The 20057-nt window shown below is 57.1% G+C and carries 21 protein-coding genes and 1 riboswitch; of the genes, 12 read left to right on the top strand and 9 right to left on the bottom strand.

The features are described 5' to 3' along the window. Window positions 1–45 precede the first annotated feature (45 nt). Together D5270_RS07190 and D5270_RS07185 are read right to left on the bottom strand one after the other, a co-directional pair. Entirely contained in the window at window positions 46–981 is a 936-nt protein-coding gene (locus tag D5270_RS07190) for a hypothetical protein (RefSeq protein ID WP_166543457.1), read from the bottom strand. Beyond that, entirely contained in the window at window positions 978–2102 is a 1125-nt protein-coding gene (locus tag D5270_RS07185; protein WP_166543456.1) for a serine/threonine protein phosphatase, read from the bottom strand. The genes D5270_RS07190 and D5270_RS07185 overlap by 4 nt, the downstream gene beginning before the upstream one ends. Window positions 2103–2386: 284 nt before the next feature. Here D5270_RS07185 and D5270_RS07180 point away from each other — a divergent pair, with 284 nt between their 5' ends. From D5270_RS07180 to D5270_RS07130, 11 genes are all read left to right on the top strand, one after another. Further along, window positions 2387–2719: a TM2 domain-containing protein gene (locus D5270_RS07180; RefSeq protein ID WP_166543455.1), complete on the top strand. Its 333-nt coding sequence runs from the start codon at window positions 2387–2389 to the stop codon at window positions 2717–2719. Between the two features lie 13 nt (window positions 2720–2732). Further along, entirely contained in the window at window positions 2733–3413 is a 681-nt protein-coding gene (locus tag D5270_RS07175; protein ID WP_166543454.1) for a TM2 domain-containing protein, read from the top strand. A 3-nt stretch (window positions 3414–3416) separates the two neighbouring features. After that, window positions 3417–3989 (top strand): DUF3267 domain-containing protein, encoded by a 573-nt coding sequence (locus tag D5270_RS07170; RefSeq protein WP_166543453.1) that lies wholly within the window; start codon window positions 3417–3419, stop codon window positions 3987–3989. A gap of 305 nt (window positions 3990–4294) precedes the next feature. After that, the gene (gene metG, locus D5270_RS07165; protein ID WP_166543452.1) at window positions 4295–6271 is read left to right on the top strand and encodes a methionine--tRNA ligase; all 1977 of its coding nucleotides are present in this window, start codon (window positions 4295–4297) and stop codon (window positions 6269–6271) included. A gap of 1 nt (window position 6272) precedes the next feature. Beyond that, window positions 6273–7103, top strand: coding sequence for a TatD family hydrolase (locus tag D5270_RS07160; RefSeq protein WP_166543451.1), 831 nt, complete (start codon window positions 6273–6275; stop codon window positions 7101–7103). Between the two features lie 35 nt (window positions 7104–7138). Continuing rightward, a complete protein-coding gene (locus D5270_RS07155; protein WP_166543450.1) occupies window positions 7139–7774 on the top strand; it encodes a TatD family nuclease-associated radical SAM protein in 636 nt (211 codons plus the stop codon). A gap of 33 nt (window positions 7775–7807) precedes the next feature. After that, entirely contained in the window at window positions 7808–7990 is a 183-nt protein-coding gene (locus D5270_RS07150; RefSeq protein WP_166543449.1) for a hypothetical protein, read from the top strand. A 78-nt stretch (window positions 7991–8068) separates the two neighbouring features. Beyond that, the gene (locus tag D5270_RS07145) at window positions 8069–8908 is read left to right on the top strand and encodes a TPM domain-containing protein (protein ID WP_166543448.1); all 840 of its coding nucleotides are present in this window, start codon (window positions 8069–8071) and stop codon (window positions 8906–8908) included. A gap of 16 nt (window positions 8909–8924) precedes the next feature. After that, a complete protein-coding gene (locus D5270_RS07140) occupies window positions 8925–10346 on the top strand; it encodes an MBOAT family O-acyltransferase (protein WP_166543447.1) in 1422 nt (473 codons plus the stop codon). A 36-nt stretch (window positions 10347–10382) separates the two neighbouring features. Continuing rightward, window positions 10383–11927 (top strand): DHHW family protein, encoded by a 1545-nt coding sequence (locus D5270_RS07135; protein WP_166543446.1) that lies wholly within the window; start codon window positions 10383–10385, stop codon window positions 11925–11927. A 25-nt stretch (window positions 11928–11952) separates the two neighbouring features. Continuing rightward, window positions 11953–12198, top strand: a complete 246-nt coding sequence (locus D5270_RS07130; RefSeq protein ID WP_166543445.1) for an acyl carrier protein — start codon at window positions 11953–11955, stop codon at window positions 12196–12198. 44 nt (window positions 12199–12242) lie between these two features. Here the strand turns inward: D5270_RS07130 and D5270_RS07125 are convergent, their stop codons facing one another. The 7 genes from D5270_RS07125 to D5270_RS07095 form a co-directional block, all read right to left on the bottom strand. Beyond that, a complete protein-coding gene (locus tag D5270_RS07125; protein ID WP_166543444.1) occupies window positions 12243–12770 on the bottom strand; it encodes a VanZ family protein in 528 nt (175 codons plus the stop codon). Further along, window positions 12767–13267, bottom strand: coding sequence for a hypothetical protein (locus D5270_RS07120; protein WP_161472338.1), 501 nt, complete (start codon window positions 13265–13267; stop codon window positions 12767–12769). The genes D5270_RS07125 and D5270_RS07120 overlap by 4 nt, the downstream gene beginning before the upstream one ends. Then, window positions 13267–13662 (bottom strand): DUF4430 domain-containing protein, encoded by a 396-nt coding sequence (locus D5270_RS07115; RefSeq protein WP_166543443.1) that lies wholly within the window; start codon window positions 13660–13662, stop codon window positions 13267–13269. The genes D5270_RS07120 and D5270_RS07115 overlap by 1 nt, the downstream gene beginning before the upstream one ends. Before the next feature lie 179 nt (window positions 13663–13841). Then, window positions 13842–14109: riboswitch (cobalamin riboswitch) on the bottom strand. A gap of 159 nt (window positions 14110–14268) precedes the next feature. Continuing rightward, window positions 14269–14688, bottom strand: a complete 420-nt coding sequence (locus tag D5270_RS07110; protein ID WP_166543442.1) for a nucleoside deaminase — start codon at window positions 14686–14688, stop codon at window positions 14269–14271. Window positions 14689–14695: 7 nt separating this feature from the next. Continuing rightward, on the bottom strand, window positions 14696–15850 hold the full coding sequence (locus tag D5270_RS07105) for a CPBP family intramembrane glutamic endopeptidase (RefSeq protein WP_166543441.1): 1155 nt from the start codon (window positions 15848–15850) through the stop codon (window positions 14696–14698). A gap of 33 nt (window positions 15851–15883) precedes the next feature. Then, on the bottom strand, window positions 15884–17779 hold the full coding sequence (gene htpG / locus D5270_RS07100; RefSeq protein WP_166543440.1) for a molecular chaperone HtpG: 1896 nt from the start codon (window positions 17777–17779) through the stop codon (window positions 15884–15886). A gap of 259 nt (window positions 17780–18038) precedes the next feature. Continuing rightward, window positions 18039–18407 (bottom strand): PBECR2 nuclease fold domain-containing protein, encoded by a 369-nt coding sequence (locus D5270_RS07095; RefSeq protein ID WP_330587432.1) that lies wholly within the window; start codon window positions 18405–18407, stop codon window positions 18039–18041. 186 nt (window positions 18408–18593) lie between these two features. Between D5270_RS07095 and D5270_RS07090 the strand changes: the two genes are divergently transcribed. After that, entirely contained in the window at window positions 18594–20009 is a 1416-nt protein-coding gene (locus D5270_RS07090) for a uracil-xanthine permease family protein (protein ID WP_166543438.1), read from the top strand. Window positions 20010–20057: the final 48 nt, after the last annotated feature.

Below are 20057 nucleotides of genomic sequence, written 5' to 3'. Positions count from 1 at the left end.
AATCCTCCTGAAAATTTAGTGTATTTTTTATTTTTTGTATATTACTCAAATCTTAAAGTCCCTGTTATTGCTCTCCTTCCTGCCGCAGGCTGCCGGCATAAGCTGGGGCTTTAGTGGCAGTATCTTCTGGGCCATCCCGCTATAGGTCTTCTCCATAGCGGACAGCTCCTCAATGGACAGCCCCTTTACCGCCGACTCCATCACAGCCCTTGGCATATCCGGCTGCACGATGGCGCTGTACTTCAGCACGCCCTGCTCCAGCTTCATCCGGTAGCGCTCTCCCCAGCCCGCCTTCTCGGAGAGACGTTTAAACCGCTCTCCTATTTCCGTCACCTGGGCCTTGCTGAGAGTCACCTCCCCTCCATACTCACCACTTAGCAGCTTCTCCACCTTCGCGCTCTTAACCACTCCCGCGCCCCTCTGGGCCGGCACAGCCACAAAGGAGCACTCATAGGCGTCCGTAGGCTCGGTAAGTACCGTATGGGCCAGCCTGCCCCCATAGGTGCCGCCCTTTTTGTGCTCACAGCTCTCCTTTCCGCAAATGCCGCAGACCCCGCGCTTTACCGAGCAGCTCACGCTCACCTCCTTTAAAATCCCGCTCTCAATAAGCTCGATGGTCTCCTTATTCCCCTGGGTCCTGGGGAGGTACGCCCTGGCTGTAAGGCGCACCAGCCCCTCCCCGGCCTGGGTTATTTCCCCCTTTGCCTGCTCCAGCTCCGTATGGTATATGCGGGCCGTCTGATTGGCGCTTTTGCGCTCGTGGTCAAAGATACAGGTCTTCCCCAAAAACAGCTCCCGCAGCCTTTCAAGGCTCTCAACAGAAAACCTCTCAAAGTCCCGGTCTATCTCATTGTCACAGAGCACCAGGGAAAACATATACACCTCCTCCGGCCCATACGCCCTTCTGGTGTACCTGTTTATAGCCTCCATGTCCTCCCTCCCCGGCACTCCCGCCGCTTTCATCACAAGCCCCTCTTTCATAAAACGCTCCCCCTCTCTCTGTCCTCTGCTTCCAGCTCCCTCTCAAGCTTCCTGGCCCTCGCCGTATAATATCTCGCGTTGGCATGGTCCACCTCGTCCTGCATTGTGATTTCGTCCCAGACAATCCCGCACTCCACAGGCAGCCCCTCAAGCATCAGCCAGGTCCTGCACACCTTCAGCACCACCGGGGTCAGCACCCTCCTGTATGCCTCCAGCTCGCTTGTGAGCACATCCGCCTGCTGGCTGGACATCCTCTCCGTGGAGGACCAGCTAAGCCCTAAAAGGAACGGCGGCAGCCCCAGCTTCGCCACTATCTGCTCCAGCATCTGCCTTACAGGTACCTCGCTCTCCATCAGCTGGTTATCAGGCCCTATGGCTTTGATGGACACATCCCCCACCGCCACAAAGTCCCTTGGCTCCCTGGAGCTCATAGCGTTCTTCCACTCCTTCGCCATCTGCCTGGCCCGCTCCAGGGCCCCGCCCGGGGCGCCGTCCGGCCTGCAGGTCACAGCAAACCTCACGTTCCCCATGCGCTCCCAGTTCGTCCCCAGGGTCTGGTATATCTGCGTGAGCACCGAGCTCACAAAGGGCAGCCCCCTCAGCAGCGACACCCCCCAGAGGGACCCCGCCTCAGGGTTCAGCGCCGAGACAAGCAGCAGCTCCCTGCACGTGCACTCCCTGCGCCCGCCGGGCTCCAGCACATACACCTTAATGCCCAAAGAGCCGTCGTCCTCCAGCTCCAGGTCCCTCAGCCCCGCGTTATACAGCGCCCCTATCTGTCCCCCGGAGGCCACCATCTCCCCCACGGCGTTCCCATAGGTGATGAGCTCCTCAAGGTATATCCCCAGAAACTCATTTATCCCTGTGCCCCCGGCGTTTACCTTTACGCCGTCCAAAAACCTCTGCAGCCTTTCCTGTACATTTAAGTCCGGGCAGCTCACCTTAAAATCCCCTATAAGCCGCCTCAGCTTATACACAGCCGCGTCGATTATGGGCACCGACTGCCTGAGAGCCCTGTACAGCTCCCGCTCCCCCGCTCCAAGGGGCAGCCCGTTAAACCCGCCCGCCGGCCTCGCCTGCACGCTCAGTGCCGCGGGCCTCTCCTGCTTCTTCCGAAACAAGGCCTAACCACTCCTTTCAGATTTCCGCTGTTTTTTATGCTCATGAAACCTCCTCTCAACCATACCTCGAAAACACCCCAAAGTTTCGTAAAAAAGGCGAACTTCCGCGAAAAAAAATAAATATTTTTTCAAAAAACCGGTCCTCCGCCGCCAAAAACCTTTCTACTGATTAAGAATACCTTACTTTTGCCCCCACCCCCTTGCTTTCTTAACATTACTCGTGCTAAGATATACCTACGGAAAAGAATCACGGCAAAAGCCGGTATAAAGGAGCGACAGAGATTATGGCAGACTATAATAACGGCTACCAGCCCCAGGGCCAGCAGCCCATGTACAATCCCCCACAATACCAGCCTCAGGCGGGCATTGACCCGCCTCCCGGCTACATGCAGCGCAGCCGTATCGCTGCGGGTATTTTCGGAATAATCCTTGGGGCCTACGGCGTACACAGCTTCTACCTTGGCAACACCTCCAGGGGCCTTATGCAACTGCTCATATCTATCCTGACCTGCGGCGTTGGAGCCATCGTCATGCAGATATGGGGCATACTGGACGGCATTAAGCTTCTGGACGGACGTATAAACACCGACGCCAACGGCGTCTACCTGAAAGACTAAGGAGGCAGCACTCATGAACGATATGGAAAACAAGGACCTTAACCCCCAGCAGCCCGAGGCACCCGCGGAGCCCGCTGCCACCGTCCCACAGGAGGGTCAGGCCTCTGAGCCCGCTCCCCAGGCTCCAGCGCCGGACCCGACCCCAGCCTGGGAAAAGCCCACCCCCCAGCTCACCCTGGACCCTCAGCCGGAGCCCCCGGCTATCGAGTTCACCACCGAGCCGCCCCATGCGCCGGAGCCCCCTGTGGAGCCCCAGCCCACGGTTCAGAACCAGTACGTATATAATTTTAACACCCAGCCCTCCGGCGACCCCGGCCATCCCCAAAGCTCCGGCCAGCAGCCCTATTCCCAGCCCTACTCCGGCTATCAGCCCCCAAACTACACCACCCAGAGCTACCGCCCGGAACCTCCCCGGCAGCCCATATACACTACTCCCCCCGCGGGCTACCAGCAGAAGAGCCGCCTTGCGGCAGGCCTTCTGGCTATCATACTGGGAATCTTCGGCGTGCATAACTTCTACCTGGGCTTTAACTCCCGGGGCGTAATCCAGCTTGTGCTCAGCCTTGCCGGAGGCCTGCTCACCTGCGGCCTCGCCACTGCCGCCACCGCAGTATGGGCCTTCATCGAGGGTGTAACGATTCTCTCCTCAAACGGCGCCCGCTTCGACGGCAACGGCGTCATTCTCAGGGACTGACATATGCGACTGCATTATAAAGGCACCTATAACCTGGACCCCGCCTCCCTGCCCCGTGCCCCTCGACGTTCGAGAGCGGTCCAGTTTAGGGAAGTCAGGGATACCAAGGCCCTGTCTCTGATAGCCAACGGCCTGTGCGTGCTCATTTTAATACTGCTTGCGGCACCGGCGTTTCAGCGCTGCCAGGGCACCTTCAACACAGGCCAGATGATAGCCGGGTGCTTCCTGCCCATGGCTGTCCTGCTGCCCCACGAGCTGCTGCACGCCGTATGCTTCAGGGAGGACGTGTACCTCTACACGAACCTGCGTCAGGGCATGCTCTTCGTCATAGGCACCGAGGACATGAGCAAATCCCGCTTTATCTTCATGAGCCTGCTCCCAAACCTGGTGTTCGGCCTCACTCCCTATATAATAGGTATGGCCCTGCCAAACCTTGCCACCGCCATGTTCGGCGCCATCTGCACCGGCATGGGCGCCGGGGACTACTACAATATTTTCAACACCCTCACCCAGGTGCCAAAGGGCGGGAGGGTATATAACCACGGTTTCAATTCCTACTGGTATCTGCCAAAATAGCACAGAAAGCGCTCCCTTTCGGGAGCGCTTTTTTCTCCGCTCAAGTGTTTACAAATTGAAAAAAAAATGGTAAAATGTAGTTTAATTACGGCTTACACAGAAAAGGAGCGTGCACAATGAAGCCCCGACCCGACCGACGCACCATGCTCGTCCGTATCATAGCCGGCGCGCTGGCGCTTTTAATGCTGGCGGCGGTCTTCTCCGCCCTGCTCGCCCGATAAAGAGCCGATAGGGAGTGCATGAAACGGAAATAATATAAGAAAATATATACAGTTCAAAAATACCAAAGCTTACGGAGGATACCAATGGAATCAAAAGGCGCTTATTATATCACCACGGCCATAGCCTATACCTCGGGCAAGCCCCATATCGGCAACATTGCCGACCCTGTTTTAGCCGACTGCATAGCCCGCTTCAAGCGTATGCAGGGCTATGACGTATACTTCCAGACCGGCACCGACGAGCACGGCAAGAAGAACGAGCAGAAGGCCAAGGCCTCCGGCCTATCCCCGAAGGAGTTCGTGGACGGCACCTCGTCCCTTGTAAGGCAGCAGTTTGACCTGATGAACCTTTCCTACGACCATTTTATCCGCACCACCGACGACTATCACGTAAAAGAGGTCCAGAGGATATTCAAAAAGTTCTACGACCAGGGGGACATCTATAAGAGCTCCTATGAGGGCCTCTACTGCGACGAGTGCGAGTCCTTCCTCACCGAGAGCCAGCTGATAGACGGCAAATGCCCCGACTGCGGCCGCGAGCCCAGGAAGGAGCGGGAGGAAGCCTACTTCTTCAAAATGAGCAACTATGCCCAGCGGCTCATAGACCATATCAACTCCCACCCCGACTTCATCCAGCCCGTATCCCGCCGCAACGAGATGATGAACAACTTCCTGCTGCCCGGGCTTCAGGACCTCTGCGTCACCCGCACCTCCATCAAGTGGGGCGTGCCTGTGGACTTCGACCCCCAGCATGTAATATACGTCTGGCTGGACGCCCTCACCAACTATATCACCGGCCTTGGCTACCACTGCGGCGGCGAGAGCGATGAGCTCTTCAAAAAATACTGGCCCGCGGGCATCCATGTAATCGGCAAGGACATCACCCGCTTCCACACCATCTACTGGCCCATCTTCCTTATGGCCCTGGGCCTCCACCTTCCCAAGCAGGTCTTCGGACACCCCTGGGTCCTAATGGACGGCAGCAAGATGTCGAAATCCGCCGGGAACGTCATGTACGCCGACGACCTGGTGGACGTGTTCGACACGGACGCTGTGCGCTACTATATCCTCAGGGAGCTGCCCTTCGAGAACGACGGCAACATCACCTGGGACTTGATAAACGACCGCACCAACAGCGACCTTGCCAATGTCCTGGGAAATCTTGTAAACCGCACTGTCTCCATGATAAACAAATACTTCGACGGCAAGGTGGAGGACTGCAAAATAACCGCCCCCGAGGACAGCGACCTGCACGCCTGCGTGGCCTCCTGCCGGGATAAGGTTGCGGCTAAAATGGAGCAGCTGCGCACAGCCGACGCCCTCTCGGAGATATTCACCCTCTTAAAGCGCTGCAATAAATATATCGACGAGACCACCCCCTGGATTTTAGCCAAGGACCCCACCCAGTGCGCCCGGCTCTCCACAGTGCTCTATAACCTGGTGGACTCCATCACCACCAGCGCCACCCTGCTGTTCCCCTTCATGCCCGAAACCTCAGTCTCCATACTGCGGCAGCTGGGCACTGTGCCCCTGCCCTGGGAGCTCCTTGACAGGACCAACAACTATCCCGCCTCCGGCAATAAGGTCACGGACTCCCCCTCCATACTCTTTGAGCGCCAGGAGATGGAGGACATTATGAAGCGCATGGAGGAAAAATACGCCGGCAGCTCCCCCGCCCCCACTGAGGACGACATGCAAAAGAAGGCCGAGCTCCATAAGGAGCTCCATGGCATAGCGAAAATAGCTATCACCGACTTCGCCGCCGTGGACCTGCGGGTAGCGAAAATAATCGACTGCCAGCCGGTGAAGCGGGCAAAGAAGCTGTTAAAGCTCAGCCTGGACGACGGCACCGGGGTGGTGCGCACGGTAGCCTCAGGAATCGCCCCCTGGTACAAGCCCGAGGAGCTTACAGGCCATAATGTGATAGTGGTCTCAAACCTTAAGCCCGCCACCCTCTGCGGCGTGGAGAGCCAGGGCATGATATTAGCCGCCGACGCCGGGGAAAACGACGTAAAAGTGATATTCGCCGACGGTATCCCCGCCGGCAGCAAGGTCCGCTGATATGGGCCCTGAGGATTACTTTGAAATATACGACTCCCACGCCCACTACGACGACAGCGCCTTCCAGGAGGACAGGGCCTGGCTTTTAGAGAAGCAGCTCCCCCTGTCCGGCGTGCGCTGCGTCATAAATATGGGCACCCGCCTGCTCACCTGCGCCTCCACCGTGGGCCTCTCCGACCTTAACCCCTATATCTTCGCCGCCGTGGGCATACACCCCGAGGAGATAGACGGCAGCCTGCCGGAGGACTGGCTACAGTGCCTCAGGGTCTGGCTGGAGCGGGGTGACGCCGTGGCTGTAGGCGAGATAGGCCTTGACTACCACTGGGAGGACTGCGCCCCAAGGGAGCGCCAGCGGGAGGTCTTCGCCGCCCAGCTCTCCCTTGCAAAGGAGCTGGACCTGCCGGTATGCGTCCACGACCGGGACGCCCACGCCGACGTGCTGGAGCTGCTCAGAGAGTACCGTCCCCAGGGCGTCCTGCACTGCTTCTCCGGGAGCCTTGAGATGGCCCGGGAAATATTGGACCTTGGCATGTATATCGGTATCGGCGGCGCGGTCACCTTTAAAAATGCCAAGAAAATCCTGCGGGTAGCCGCCGGGATACCCCTCGACCGCCTGCTTTTGGAGACCGACGCCCCCTATATGGCCCCCGAGCCCCATAGGGGCCGCCGCAACGACTCCAGCATGATTCCCCATACCGCCGCCAAAATCGCGGAGCTTCGGGGCATTACCACCCGGGAGGTCCTGGAGGCCTCCAACCAAAATATCCGGCGGCTCTTCCGTCTTGAGGGCCGAATCCCCCGGGTAACGGCCCAAAGCCCCAACGCATACTAAATCTTTAGGAGCAACACAATAGGAGTATAATCTGTATGGAAAACCACATTAGCCAGCTATACGGAGCCAGCGCCACCTACGAATACGGCGTAAACCTGTACATCAATATGACAAACTCTTGCCCCAACCGCTGCGACTTCTGCCTCAGGCAGAACAGCTCCGGCAGCCTCTACTCCAATAACCTCTGGTATCAGGGCGGGGAGCCCACCAGGGAGGAGTTCTGGGCCCAGCTGCAGCGCCGGGATCTGAATACATACCCCGAGATAGTCTTCTGCGGCTATGGCGAGCCCGCCTGCCGCTGGGACGACATGATGTGGCTCTGCGACCAGATACGCTCCACAGGCTCCCACTTCATCCGCATAAACACCAACGGCCTTGCAAACCTCATAACAGGCCGCAACGCCGCCTTGGACCTGGACGGGCGTGTTGACGCCGTCTCAATAAGCCTCAACGCCAGCACCCCCGAGGGTTATGACAGGCTCTGCCACAGCCGCTTCGGTCTCAGGGCCTTCCCTGCCATCCTGCGCTTTACAAGCACAGCAGTCCTGAACGTGCCCCATGTGCGCATGACCGCCGTGAGCACCCTCCCCAAGGCGGAGCTCGACGCCTGCCAGAAGGTCGCCGAGAGCGTCGGAGCGGACTTCTTCGTGCGGGAATATATCAGGGAATAGGGGCCAGACTATAGGGGTAGGAGGAGTTTTCCCATGTCTATCCCAAAGCTGCTGGCAGTATTCCTGCTGCTATGCCTTTTTCTGACCGCCTGCACCGCCACCGCCGATAACCGGCTGGGAGGCCTGCGGCGGGTCAGCCTCAATACCGCCGCTGCCGGGTATTCCCCGGCAGCTTTCTCTTGCCCATACCCCTATATCCTCCACCATATATCGTAGCTTGACACCCTTCCCTTTTCGGGTTAGAATATATAGGGGGATATTTGCCCCTTATTTTGTCCCTCCAGGAGGAGTATTATGGAGCGCAGCGCCAGGCTGAGATTTTCTAAGATTTTTTCCCTGTTATTTGTGACCTTCCTGTTTCTTTTATCGTCTTTATATTGTGGGGCAGCCAATACCGCCCGCGCCGAGTCCGGGCCTGCTATCCCCGAGCCCGGCGCCGACTTCTACTATAGCGACGGAGCCAACGTGCTCAGCGGCGAGACCAAATCCCTTATCCTCACAAAAAACGCCGGGCTCAGCTCCCGCTCTGTCCAGCTCGTTGTCCTCACAATGGACACCCTGCCTGTGACCGGCTACACCCAGCGGGTAGAGTACCTACGCTCGGTGATGAAGTCCTGGCAGGTGGGAGGGACCGAGGGCCGTGGCCTTATCCTGGCCCTGTCCATATCCGACGAGGACTACGTAGCCGCGGCAGGGGACGGCCTTCAGTCCCACTTCACCACAGACCTTCTCAAGTCCATGCTCGACGCCCAGCTGGAGCCGGACTTCGCCGCCCGCGCCTACGATGCCGGGGTCTCAAAGTTCATCACCGAGGCGGCAGCGGAGGCCGAGGCCTTCACCGATACCCCAGAGGGCCAGCCGGTCCTGGCAGAACCGGAGCCTGAGGAGGAGGGGAAAGGCCTTGGGGCCCTTCCCTTGGGGTTGCTTATATCCCTGCCCGCCGCCGCGGTCTGTATTGCATTCTTTGCATTCCGCGGGCGCCGCCGCAGGTATGCCCCCCGCCGCAGGGTCCATCGCCACAGCCCTTTGGTGACCCCACCCCGCACCACCGTGCTCCACCGGGAGAGCCGCACGCCCATGATAGTCAAGTCCTCCCAGCGCAGCGAGGGCCCCTCCCGCATACGAAAACTATAAGAGGAGCTGACCTCATTTGGTATTTGCAGACCTTTTCTTCATCTACATATTCCTGCCCCTATGCTTCATAAGCTATTTCCTGGCGAAGACCCTGCCCGCAAAAAACGTGGTGCTCATAGTCTTCTCCCTGATATTCTACGCCTGGGGCGAGCCCCTATGGATTGTCCTGCTCATATTCAGCTCCTTCCTCAACTGGTACATAGGCATACTTATCGGCAAAAACCGGGGCACCGGCAGAGACAAAGTCGCTGTGGCCCTTGGCATTGTAATTGACATAGCCCTGCTGGTGATATTCAAATACAGCGGCTTTATTGTGGAAAACCTGAACGGGCTCTCAGGCCTGTCCCTGCCGGTGCCCCAGATACGTATGCCCATAGGCATAAGCTTCTTCACCTTCCAGGCCATATCCTATATCCTGGACTGCTACTGGGAGACCGTGGAGGTCCAGCCCCGCTACTCCCGCTTTCTTCTGTACCTCTCCCTCTTCCCCCAGCTCATAGCCGGCCCCATCGTGCGGTACAGCGTGGTGGAGGAGGAGATTGAGTCCCGCACCGTCACCCCCACGGACCTCTGCGACGGCGCCCTCAGGGTGATAGTCGGCCTCTCAAAGAAGGTGGTACTTGCCAATAACCTTTGGGTGATAGTGGACTCCTTCTTCGGCAAGGACATCTCCACCCTCTCCTTCCTCGGCACCTGGTACACGGTGATAGTCTACTCCCTCTATGTCTACTTTGACTTCTCCGGCTACTCCGACATAGCCATAGGCCTTGGCCGCATGTTCGGCTTCCACTTTGACGAGAACTTCACCCACCCCTTTGCCTGCCGGACAATAGCGGAGTTCTGGCAGCGCTGGCATATCTCTCTTGGCTCCTTCTTCCGGGATTACCTTCTCTATGTGCCCATCTTCGGTCAGAACCGCAAGTATATAAGCCTTTTCCTTGTATGGTTCTGCACCGGCGTCTGGCATGGCGCCGCCTGGAACTACATTATTTGGGGCCTATACTTTGGCTGCTTTATATTCTTCGAGCAGAAGCTGGGCAAGAAGCGGATTAAAAAGTGGCCCCTATGGTGGAAGCATATCTACAGCAAGCTTGTCATAATCATCGGCTTCGGCATTTTCTACTTTGAGGACCTCTCCCAGCTCGGCCTGTTCTTCAAAAACATCACCGCTGTGGGAGCTATAACCGGCGCGGCACCCTTCTTCGACCCCATCACCTGGGCCTCTTTCCAGAACAACCTCTTCCTTATCGCCGTCTCCGTGGCCTGCAGCCTGCCCCTCCTGCCGAAAATCAAGAGCTTCTTCCTGGAGTCCTCCCAGGACTCCCTGTATATAGCTGGGCGCGCAGGCTCCCTCATCGCCTGCATGGGCCTTTTAGCCATAGTGAGTATCCTGCTGGTGGACGCCACCAACAATGTGTTCCTCTACTGGCGCTTCTAGCTCCAGCCATACCATAATGAAAGCAAGGTGACTCTAATGGAAACCCCTGAGATAAAGCATATGCGCGACCCCTCATCCCAGCCGCCCCCACAGCCGCGCCGCCGCAAAAAGGCCGACCGCCGCCGTGTCCTCAGCAGCCGCATGTCCGTCCTCTGCCTGCTGGTACTGGTACTGGCCTTCGCCACAACGTCGGTTCTCCTGCTGGTGCTGCCCCGCTCCACCAAGTCCCTTATTGAAAAACGCGACCTGGCCGCCTTTCCAAAGTTCACCCTGGAGAGCTACTTCTCCGGCGACTTCACCGCAGGGGTTGCCACCTACTATGATGATACCGTCCCGAATCATGACGGCTTTAAAAACCTTGGCAACAGCTTCAAGCGGCTTTTCGGCCTGCCCAAGTCCGACAACTCCGTGCAGTTCGTGGGCAAGATAAATAAAATAACCGACGATAACCCAACGTCCGAGCCCACCCCTGTCCCCATGAACAACGATAGTTCCGCTGGCGAAGGCAGCGGAACTGTTCTGCCCGCAGGCGCCGCGGGCCGCCGTATGGACGCCGTCCCAGCCAACCCCGACCCCGGCCCCACCGCCGACCCCTTCCCCAACCAAGAGGTCGAGGGCAAGGATATCATCGAGAATATCATGATAATCAAGCAGGACGGACACTGGCGGGGCATGGAGATGTTCGCCGGGGGCAGCGGCGACGCCTACGCCTCGGCCCTAAATAATCTGCGCCAAAAGGTGGACCCCTCTGTAAACATCTGGTCCATGCCCGCCCCCCTCCCCTGCCAGTTCTACACCCCGGAGGAGTATAAGGAGTATGTTGCCGACCAGTCCCAGTGCTTCGACAGCGTCCACCAGAAGCTCGACCCTGCAATAAAGCCCCTGAACATCTGCAGCGCCCTCTCCGCCCACTCAGAAGAGCCAATCTATTGCCGCACCGACCACCACTGGCAGCCCCTGGGGGCCTACTACGCGGCCCAGGCCTTCGCCAACGCCGCCGGAGTACCCTTTGCGGACATCTCCACCTATACCTCCAAGAAGATTGAAAACTCCATGGGCACCATGTACAGCTGGTCCAAATCCGCGGACCTTCTCAGCGACCCCGAGGACTTTATCTACTATCTCCCCGGCGTCCCCTATTCCGCCGTCTACTACGACCAGGCCTTCAACTTCTCCTGGGATGATGACGACCTCTTCGGTGCCGAGGTCCCCGAGGACCCCTATATTGTCTATCTCGGCGGCGACCAGTATATTGTCAAAATCACCACCGATGTGCAGAACGGCCGCAAGCTCTTAGTTATGAAGGACAGCTACGGCAACGCCACCGTCCCCTTCTATACCAGCTCCTTCGGCGAGATATACGTAGCCGACATCCGGTATATGGAGCGCAACCTTGTAAGCATGATTCGTGACCTGGGCATAACCGACGTGGTGTTCACAGTCTCAGCCTTCTCTGTGGTTGGTGACAATGCAAACTACATCCAGGCCATCATCGACCAGAACGCCGGTGAGTCAGTCACCGACCCATACCCCCAGCCCGGCCCCACCACGGCTCCCCCCGCCGCCGGTGCCGTAGATTAACCTAAACTGAAAGGAGGCATGTATAATGGACGCAAGAGACGTATTCGCAAGGCTCGACCGGGTATTCCAGGATGTATTTGACGATAGCTCCATCCGTGTCAACCCCGAGACCACCGCCGACGACATCGAGGACTGGGACAGCCTGGAGCATATCACCCTCATCTCCGCCGTAGAGCGGGAGTTCCGCATGAAGTTCAAGATGGGCGAGATATCCTCCATGAAGAACGTGGGCGAGATGGCCCGCATAGTCATGGAGCGCATGAAGCGCTGAAACCAAAGAATTGAGCTGTCCCATTTTCCGGGACAGCTCTTTTTTTACTCAGCCTTTTTCAGGCGCTCCAAAAGCCAATCTGTAACCGGCCTGAACAGGACGTGCAGTCCGTACCCAATCGCCCCTCCGGCCGTATTTGTGATAATGTCCGTAATGTCGGAGCTCCTTCCTCCGCTCATGAGCGGCTGGATAAGCTCTATGGAAAGGCTCATGAGCAGGCACCACAGCACCGTCTTTCCAAAGCCCGCCCGCCTGCACAGCGGTAGCAGGAACCCGAAGGGCGCAGTCATAACCACGTTTAGCGCCACCTGCCTCACAAAATCCCCCCGCCCCTCAAAAACGTCCACAAAGGGCGTCATGTTCATGGGCTCATAGGGGTGGTTCAGCATAAATGGCAACGAAGCTATCACCGGCATCAATGTGACAAGGAGCACTAATGTGAGGTACGCGTACATCAGCGTGCGCACCACCAGCACGTCCCGGCCCCGGGCCCGCCACCGCCTGAAAAGCACCAGGGCATACACCAGGGCAATGGCCCCGAAATCTATAAAGTATCTTGCAAAGTACCTCACAGCCCACTCACCCCCCTAAGCCTGTCCAGAGCCCCTTTTAACGGCCTGTACAACAGCAGCATCAGCAGGAAATTGCCGCCGGCGTGCATAAAGTCAAAGGGGAGCCCGCTTATAATCCAGGCAAACATCATCCGCACCCCGCCCACAGGCAGGTACGTCAGCGAGCACAGCGTCCCGAAACACAGGCCATACAGCCCCGCGAACACCGCCCACTGCCACGCCTTATCCATGCGCCTGAAAACCCAGGTGAGCGCCGCCAGCAGCGGCCATATGTAAAGGTACATCACCCACCAGCTCCCGAATCCGTACAGCAGCCCCTCCAGCAGCAGGAACACGCAGACGGCCCCCATTGCCACCGGCCCGAAGCTCAAGGTGAACAGCACAATTAAAAGGGTCACCGGCTCGAAGTTGGGCAGAAAGGCCATTACCTCCTTGCCCGCTGTCAGCAGCACACCCATCATTGCCATGACGCACATGGATAAAAGGCGCTTGTTCATCAGTAGCCCACCGTCAGCACCAGGCCGTAGCTTTTGCCCTCCTCAATAGGGGTGGAGTCAATGCCGGTCATTGCCGTCTCTCCGTCCACCGTCAGGCGCCACCACTCCTGGCTGCCCTCGTCGGCGGTATAGCCGTCAACAGCCTTTACAAACAGGCCGTACTGGGAGTCCTCCCCCTCAATAAGGCCCTCCTTCTGGAGGACAGCCCCCAGCATTTCCTCGGTGGTCTCGTAGGTAAAGTCCTTGGTGCTGCCGTCCTTATGGGTCACAGTGACGGTAACGGATTTCTTTTCCCCGCTGCCGCCGCCCTTGCTGCACCCGGCAAAGATTCCCACGGTCATTAGCAGCGCCAGCAGAAGCGCCGCCGTCCTCTTAGCGATAGTTTTGTTCTGCATAGTAATATGCCTCCTAAAAATATTTATTTTAGGGTGGCCTGCCGGGGTATAGTTTACGCAGTTTAAAAGCCGGAATATACAGATTTTAAGTACGTTTACTATAAAACCCCAGACTAAGGGCGCGGGCTGCTGTGTACGCAGTCTGCCGCGCTTCTGCAGGGCTCGCTGAACATCGCAGCTACCCTGCGGCCCTCCGGGCAAGTCTTCCGGCTCTGACATCAGCGCCTGCGCCCGGCCTTCCCAGAAGCAGCATTATAAATGCTGTTATAATTTCCAGTGGCAATTCCCGGATGGTCCGGCCCTGCTGTACCGGCTTCCGGGGGCGCGGGCTCCGTCATTACGGCGACGGGTTCGCCAGGGATTTGCACCCTGTTCCTGTGTTCGGCTACGGTATAGCTAATTTATTATTGTGCTATGCCGCAGGCACCGCGGAGTCCTAACGGTGAAAAATATAGCATAAAAATATGGTAATGTCAAGGTTTATGGTATAATGAAAGAGGGCTTTTCCTTTGAGAAAGCCCTCTTTTTTACGCTGGCCTTTGGCCGCGCCAGACCTTGGGGCGCTGCCCCAAACCCCGCCAGGGGAACCTGTTCCCCTGGACCCCGTTATCTTTGCCGCGCAAAGAAGTCCCGCAGGATTTGCCGCGCTTCATCTTCCATAAAGCCTGGGTAGGCGGGTATCTTCAGCGTCCCGGCCTCCGGGCTCTCCGCCCCAAATACCACCCGCTCTACCCTGGCATTATACGCCGCCCCCGCGCACATCTGACAGGGCTCCAGCGTTACGTAAAGCTGGCACCCGCTCAGCCGCCAGGTGCCCAGCCTTTCACAGGCCCTTGCGATAGCCTCAATCTCCGCGTGGGCAATGGCATTCCCCAGGCTCTCCCGCCTGTTGCGCCCCTCGCCTATCACCTGCCCGCCGCTCACTATCACAGCGCCCACAGGCACTTCACCGGCTTCCCCGGCCTCCAGCGCCAGCTCCAGCGCCCTTTCCATAAACCGCTTCTCCGGCAGAAACTCAAGCTTCATACTGCCCTCAGATAAAAAACAGCATGATTGTCTCCACCGCCACCATCGCGGCTATGGCCCAGAGCACCACTGATTTCAGCAGCGTCAGTATAGACTCCCCTACCCTCAGCGGCGCATACAGCACGCCGTCCGCCGGGACCATTGGCTCCCGCTTCGGAAACAGCCTCTTTCTCAGCGCCAACAGCAGCACCAGCGCCAGCATACCCAGGGCACAGACGGTCACCATTGTGATTCCGGCAAGCAGCTCCTGCTTCGATTGGCCCCAGCCTGTGAACAGGTAGTAATAGCTCTCAATAACGGCAATGCCGTTATTCATAGCGTGTATGCACACGCTCACCCAGAGATTTCCTGTGATAACATAGGCCGCGCCCATGGCAACCCCCGCTATTGTAGCGAAAACTACGCTTGAGAGCTGCATATGGGCCATGCCGAATATCACCGACGAGGCCGCTATTGCAAAGCCTGTGCCAAACCTTCTCAGGGATGAGAGTATTACCCCCCGAAAGGCAAATTCCTCCAGCACCGGCACCATCACCGCCACGCCCAGGAACTCTATCCAAAAGTTCAGCCAGCCGCCCCCATTCCCCAAAACGCTGGGCAGCTCCTTCGCCCCGTAATCCTCCAGCAGCTCCTTTATTACCGCCGCAGGGATGTTTGCAGCCATGCACACCCCAAGCCCGCCAAGGATTACCAGCACACATCCAATAAAGCTGCTCCTGCCAAAGCGCAGGTGAAAGTTCCAGTCCTTCTTCACCATATAGATAAGGGGCGGCAGCGCCGTGCACACCGGCGAGAGCCCGACGGACAGCATCACCATCGCCAGGTTGTCGCCCATAATATTCACGCCAGCCGCCACGCAGATTACGGACACCGCCGCCTGCAGCGCAAAGCTCAGCACCGTCTGGGCCACTATCAGCAGTCCCACCGTGTTCAGCGTCCTCAGTGCCCCTGATTTTCTTGGGTCCTTCTGCCTGAGCGCAAAGGCCGGGGCCTGCGCCTGGGCAGGATAGTATCCCGGGGTATACCTCGGATATCCCTGCTGCGCCGGATAACCCTGTTGGCCCTGGAAGTTCTGCGCCGGCTGGCCCTGATAGGCGGGATAGGCCGGGCAGCCCTGGCCCTCTGGATAATTTGGATAACTGGGGTAATTTGCCTGGTTCATACCGGCTCCTTTCGATTTATCTCAATTAAAATATCAGACTATTATAGCCGAGACCTGCCTTGCGAACTCAGCCGGGTCCTCAAGGGGCGTGCCCTCCACCAGCAGCGCCTGGCCGTACAGCACATTGACATAGAGGCCCAGCCGCTCCTCGTCGTCCTTCAGCTCACAAAGCTTGCCGAAGACCGGGTGCTCAGGGTTCAGCTCCAGCACCCTCTGGGCCTTCACCTTTTCACCTGCGGGCATATTGTTCAGCACCTTCTCCATCTCAGAGGATATTTCCCCCTGGGTGGACATGGCGGCGGGATGGCTCATAAGCCCTGCGTTCAGCTTGACCTCCTTTACCTTCCCATCAAGGGCCTTTCCCATGGCCTCGAGCAGCCCCTTATTCTCGTCGGCAAGCTCTTTGGTGTGCTGCTTCTCCTCGTCGCTCTGTAAGTCCAGGCCCTCCGCGGTGATGTTCTTAAACTCCTTCTCGTCGTACTTATCCAGCATTTTAAGGGCAAACTCATCCACATCATCCGTCAGGCACAAAATCTCAAAGCCCTTCTCCACAAGGGCCTCGGCCTGGGGCAGCGCCATAATGCGCTGGGCGCTCTCCCCGCACCCATAGTATATGCAGTCCTGCTCCGGCTTCATCCGCTCCCTATACTCTTTGAGGCTCACAAGCTTCCTCTCATTGGAGGACGTGAACAGCACCAAGTCCTTGAGCTCGTCCTTCTTGGCACCAAAGCCCTCATACATGCCGTACTTTATCTGCAAACCAAAGCTTTTCCAGAATTCCTCATACTTCTCCCTGTCGTTCTCCAGCATGGATTTAAGCTCGCTTGCTATCTTCTTCTCAAGCCGCCCGGCAATAAGCTTCAGCTGCCTGTCGTGCTGCAGCATTTCCCTGGAGATATTCAGCGACAAATCCTGGGAGTCCACCAGGCCCCGCATAAAGCTGAAGCAGTCTGGCAGCAAATCGGCGCACTTGTCCATAATAAGCACCCCGCTGGCATAGAGCTGCAGGCCCTTCTCAAAATCCCGGGTATAGTAATTATAGGGCGCGGCCTTTGGCACAAAGAGCATGGCGGTATAGGTAGCAGCGCCCTCTGTGGAGGTGCGTATCACCCTCAGCGGGTCCTGCCAGTCCCCGAACTTCTCCTTATAAAAGCCGTTCAGCTCCTCGTCAGTGACCTCGCTCTTTGCCTTCTTCCAAATTGGCACCATAGAGTTGAGGGTCTCCTCCTCAAAATAGCTCTCATACTCGGGCTCCTTGCCCTCGGTGCCCGTGCCCTCCTTCATCCTGGAGCGCTGCATCTCCATCTTAATAGGATACCTTATATAGTCCGAGTACCGCTTGACCAAATGGCTTAGCCTGTACTGGTCCAGGAACTCGCTGTAGTTCTCGTCCTCGGTGTCGGGCTTGATTGTGAGGGTAATGCGCGTCCCCCGCTTGTTCCAGCTGCTGTCTGATATCTCATAGCCGTCAAGGCCCTCAGAGACCCACATGGCGCCCTTCTCTGCTCCAAAGGCTTTTGTCTCCACAACCACCTTCGAGCTCACCATAAACGCCGAGTAAAACCCAACGCCAAACTGCCCGATAATGTCCACATCCGCGTCATTCTTTTCATTCTCACTCTTAAACTGCAGCGAGCCGCTCTTGGCGATAACACCCAGGTTATTGTCCAGTTCCTCAGCGGTCATGCCGATGCCGTTATCGGTTATCCTAAGGGTACGCCCCTCCTTGTCGGCCTCAATGCGGATAAAGAAATCCTCCCGGTTAAGGCCGGTGACCCCCTCGCTGACGCTCTTATAGTAGAGCTTGTCAATGGCGTCGCTGGCATTAGAGATAAGCTCCCTAAGGAAAATCTCCTTATGGGTATAGATGGAGTTTATCATCAGGTCCATCAGCCGTTTCGATTCGGCCTGAAATTCTTTCATTGCCATAGCTAAAAAGACTTCCTTTCACTAAATACTTGATATCTTTATATTATAGCACAATTTTCGCAAAGTTCAAGACGGTTGAGGGGAGGAAATTGCGGGTTGCAAAAGGAAAGGGGACACCCTGCGGTATCCCCTAAAAAGTTTGGCTTTGGCCGGAGCGTCACTCCCGGCATCTCTTTTGCCCGTTGCAGCAGCACGCGGCGTATGAAGACGCGCTTTTCACCTCAAAGCCTACCCTTATCCTACTATAATTATAGCAAAACTATTCCCTCCTGTAAAGTATTTTTTTATTCTTCAGGCTTTTCATCCAGGTCACATTCCCTATATGCCAAAAGGTCAGAACAGAATTTTTATACTCCACAGGGTCAGCTTTGACCTTTAGCCTCAAAACCAATTTAAACTTCTCACCATTATCTTCTATCTCCTTTAAAATCACAGCGGTATTATCTTTATTTGCCGAGATAATATAGTCAGGCTCTGCGATGATATCAGGAATATAGCCCACAAAGCGCTCATAATCCCCCGGGTGCCGCTCCTTTATATGCTCCACACGTTCATCCGTAATAACCACCTCGTCCGTCAAAATCTCCCCCGCGACACACGAGTATATCCCCCTGTCAATCTTCCCCACATACCACACAGCCTTATCCCCGGCTTTCCTATCAGCTGCCCCTATTATATCAATTTCCAGGACATCTGTAAACTCGGCTTCACAGAAATTTCTTCATAATTCGTTAATATCATTGACAAACTTCCCCCACTCTGCTACAATTAGGCCGTTTAAGCTTTTATACAACTAAATAGAGGAGGCCAAAAAATGGAAATTCTATCTAAGCTCAACCGCCTGTTGTTCCCCCGGTCTGAGGAGTACGAGAAGCTTGGCGCCAAGAAAGCGCTGGCCCTGGGATTTCAGCACGCCTTTGCAATGAGCTGCGCCACTATACTGGTGCCGCTGCTCACGGGGCTTGATGTGGGTGTGGCCCTGTTCTGCGCCGGCGTTGGCACCATCATCTTCCACCTCTGCACCGGCGGGCGCATGCCCACCTTCCTGGGCAGCTCCTTCGCCTTCATCTCGGCACTCTGCGGGGTAATAGGCAACTCAAGCTTCGGGGCAACCTATGACGAGCAGGTTTCGGCGGCAATGGGCGGCATTATAGCCGCGGGTGCCTTCTACCTGCTGCTGTCCCTGGTGATAAGGTTCTGCGGCAAGGGCCTTATCGACAAGCTCTTCCCCCCGGTGGTCCGGGGCGTGGGAATCACTTTGATTGGCCTGAACCTGGCCTCCTCCGCCATCAACAATATCCAGACCCAGTACGGTCCCGACGGCAGCGCCCTCCCCATCTTCGGAGAGGGCTATGACATGCCTACCTATGTATGGGCCTGGGTGCTGGCGGCCATCGTCTGCCTCACAGCCGTGGTGCTCTCCAGCTGCTGCAAGGGCATGGTAAAGATGTCCTCCATTGTGATAGCCCTGGTGGGCGGCTATGTGCTCTCCCTCATCGTCACAAAGACAGGCCTTGCCCCCGCGGCCCTTATGAACACCGGGGTCATCGCCGACTATAACTGGATTCAGGCCCCCCACTTTGTCCTGCCCAGCTTCAACATCACCGCCATCGGCATGATAGCGCCCATTGCCATAGTCACCTGCGTTGAGCACGTGGGTGATGTGTACGCCAACGGCGCTGTTGTGGGCAAGGACTTCACCAAGGACCCCGGTCTGCACCGCACCATGTTGGGCGACGGCTTAGCCACAGTCTTCGCCGGCTTAGTAGGCGGCCCTCCCAACACCACCTACAGCGAGAACACCGCTGTGCTGGCTGCCACCGGCAACTATAACCCCGCCTCCCTGCGGATAGCCGCCATTGTCGCCATAGTGGTGAGCTTCTTCGGCAAAGCCATCGGTGTCATACAGTCCGTGCCCAACTGCGTGCTGGGCGGGGCGTGCATTGTGCTGTACGGCATGATAGCCTCTGTGGGCCTGAGGACGCTGGTTGAAAACCACGTGGACTTTACAAAAAACCGCAACCTGTGCATTGCGGCGGTCATGCTGGTCCTGGCGATTGGCGGCGCCGTTATCGGTAACGCCACCTTTAACTTTACCAATATCGGGCTTGGCATAATCGTGGGTATCATCATGAACCTGGCAATACCCGAGGTTGAGCCCCAGGAGCCCGGGCTTGTGGCCCATTCAGTGGACAAGTCCGAGGTCGTCCCGGAGCGTAAGACAAAGTAATAGTATTTGAGATAAATAGTAAATATATAACGTAATGGCAATGCGCCG

This window comes from Acutalibacter sp. 1XD8-36, from assembly GCF_009917525.1.
Taxonomy (GTDB): Bacteria; Bacillota; Clostridia; order Oscillospirales; family Acutalibacteraceae; genus Acutalibacter.
Note: the sequence above shows the minus strand (reverse complement) of the source record. Positions and strands in the feature narration are given on the sequence as shown.

Excerpts from the sequence above, each read along its gene's own strand:
- D5270_RS07190 (WP_166543457.1), bottom strand. The coding sequence starts at position 981 with ATGAAAGAGGGGCTTGTGATGAAAGCGGCGGGAGTGCCGGGGAGGGAG.
- D5270_RS07180 (WP_166543455.1), top strand. The coding sequence starts at position 2,387 with ATGGCAGACTATAATAACGGCTACCAGCCCCAGGGCCAGCAGCCCATG.
- D5270_RS07175 (WP_166543454.1), top strand. The coding sequence starts at position 2,733 with ATGAACGATATGGAAAACAAGGACCTTAACCCCCAGCAGCCCGAGGCA.
- D5270_RS07170 (WP_166543453.1), top strand. The coding sequence starts at position 3,417 with ATGCGACTGCATTATAAAGGCACCTATAACCTGGACCCCGCCTCCCTG.
- metG (WP_166543452.1), top strand. The coding sequence starts at position 4,295 with ATGGAATCAAAAGGCGCTTATTATATCACCACGGCCATAGCCTATACC.
- D5270_RS07160 (WP_166543451.1), top strand. The coding sequence starts at position 6,273 with ATGGGCCCTGAGGATTACTTTGAAATATACGACTCCCACGCCCACTAC.
- D5270_RS07155 (WP_166543450.1), top strand. The coding sequence starts at position 7,139 with ATGGAAAACCACATTAGCCAGCTATACGGAGCCAGCGCCACCTACGAA.
- D5270_RS07150 (WP_166543449.1), top strand. The coding sequence starts at position 7,808 with ATGTCTATCCCAAAGCTGCTGGCAGTATTCCTGCTGCTATGCCTTTTT.
- D5270_RS07145 (WP_166543448.1), top strand. The coding sequence starts at position 8,069 with ATGGAGCGCAGCGCCAGGCTGAGATTTTCTAAGATTTTTTCCCTGTTA.
- D5270_RS07135 (WP_166543446.1), top strand. The coding sequence starts at position 10,383 with ATGGAAACCCCTGAGATAAAGCATATGCGCGACCCCTCATCCCAGCCG.
- D5270_RS07130 (WP_166543445.1), top strand. The coding sequence starts at position 11,953 with ATGGACGCAAGAGACGTATTCGCAAGGCTCGACCGGGTATTCCAGGAT.
- D5270_RS07120 (WP_161472338.1), bottom strand. The coding sequence starts at position 13,267 with ATGAACAAGCGCCTTTTATCCATGTGCGTCATGGCAATGATGGGTGTG.
- D5270_RS07115 (WP_166543443.1), bottom strand. The coding sequence starts at position 13,662 with ATGCAGAACAAAACTATCGCTAAGAGGACGGCGGCGCTTCTGCTGGCG.
- D5270_RS07110 (WP_166543442.1), bottom strand. The coding sequence starts at position 14,688 with ATGAAGCTTGAGTTTCTGCCGGAGAAGCGGTTTATGGAAAGGGCGCTG.
- D5270_RS07105 (WP_166543441.1), bottom strand. The coding sequence starts at position 15,850 with ATGAACCAGGCAAATTACCCCAGTTATCCAAATTATCCAGAGGGCCAG.
- htpG (WP_166543440.1), bottom strand. The coding sequence starts at position 17,779 with ATGGCAATGAAAGAATTTCAGGCCGAATCGAAACGGCTGATGGACCTG.
- D5270_RS07090 (WP_166543438.1), top strand. The coding sequence starts at position 18,594 with ATGGAAATTCTATCTAAGCTCAACCGCCTGTTGTTCCCCCGGTCTGAG.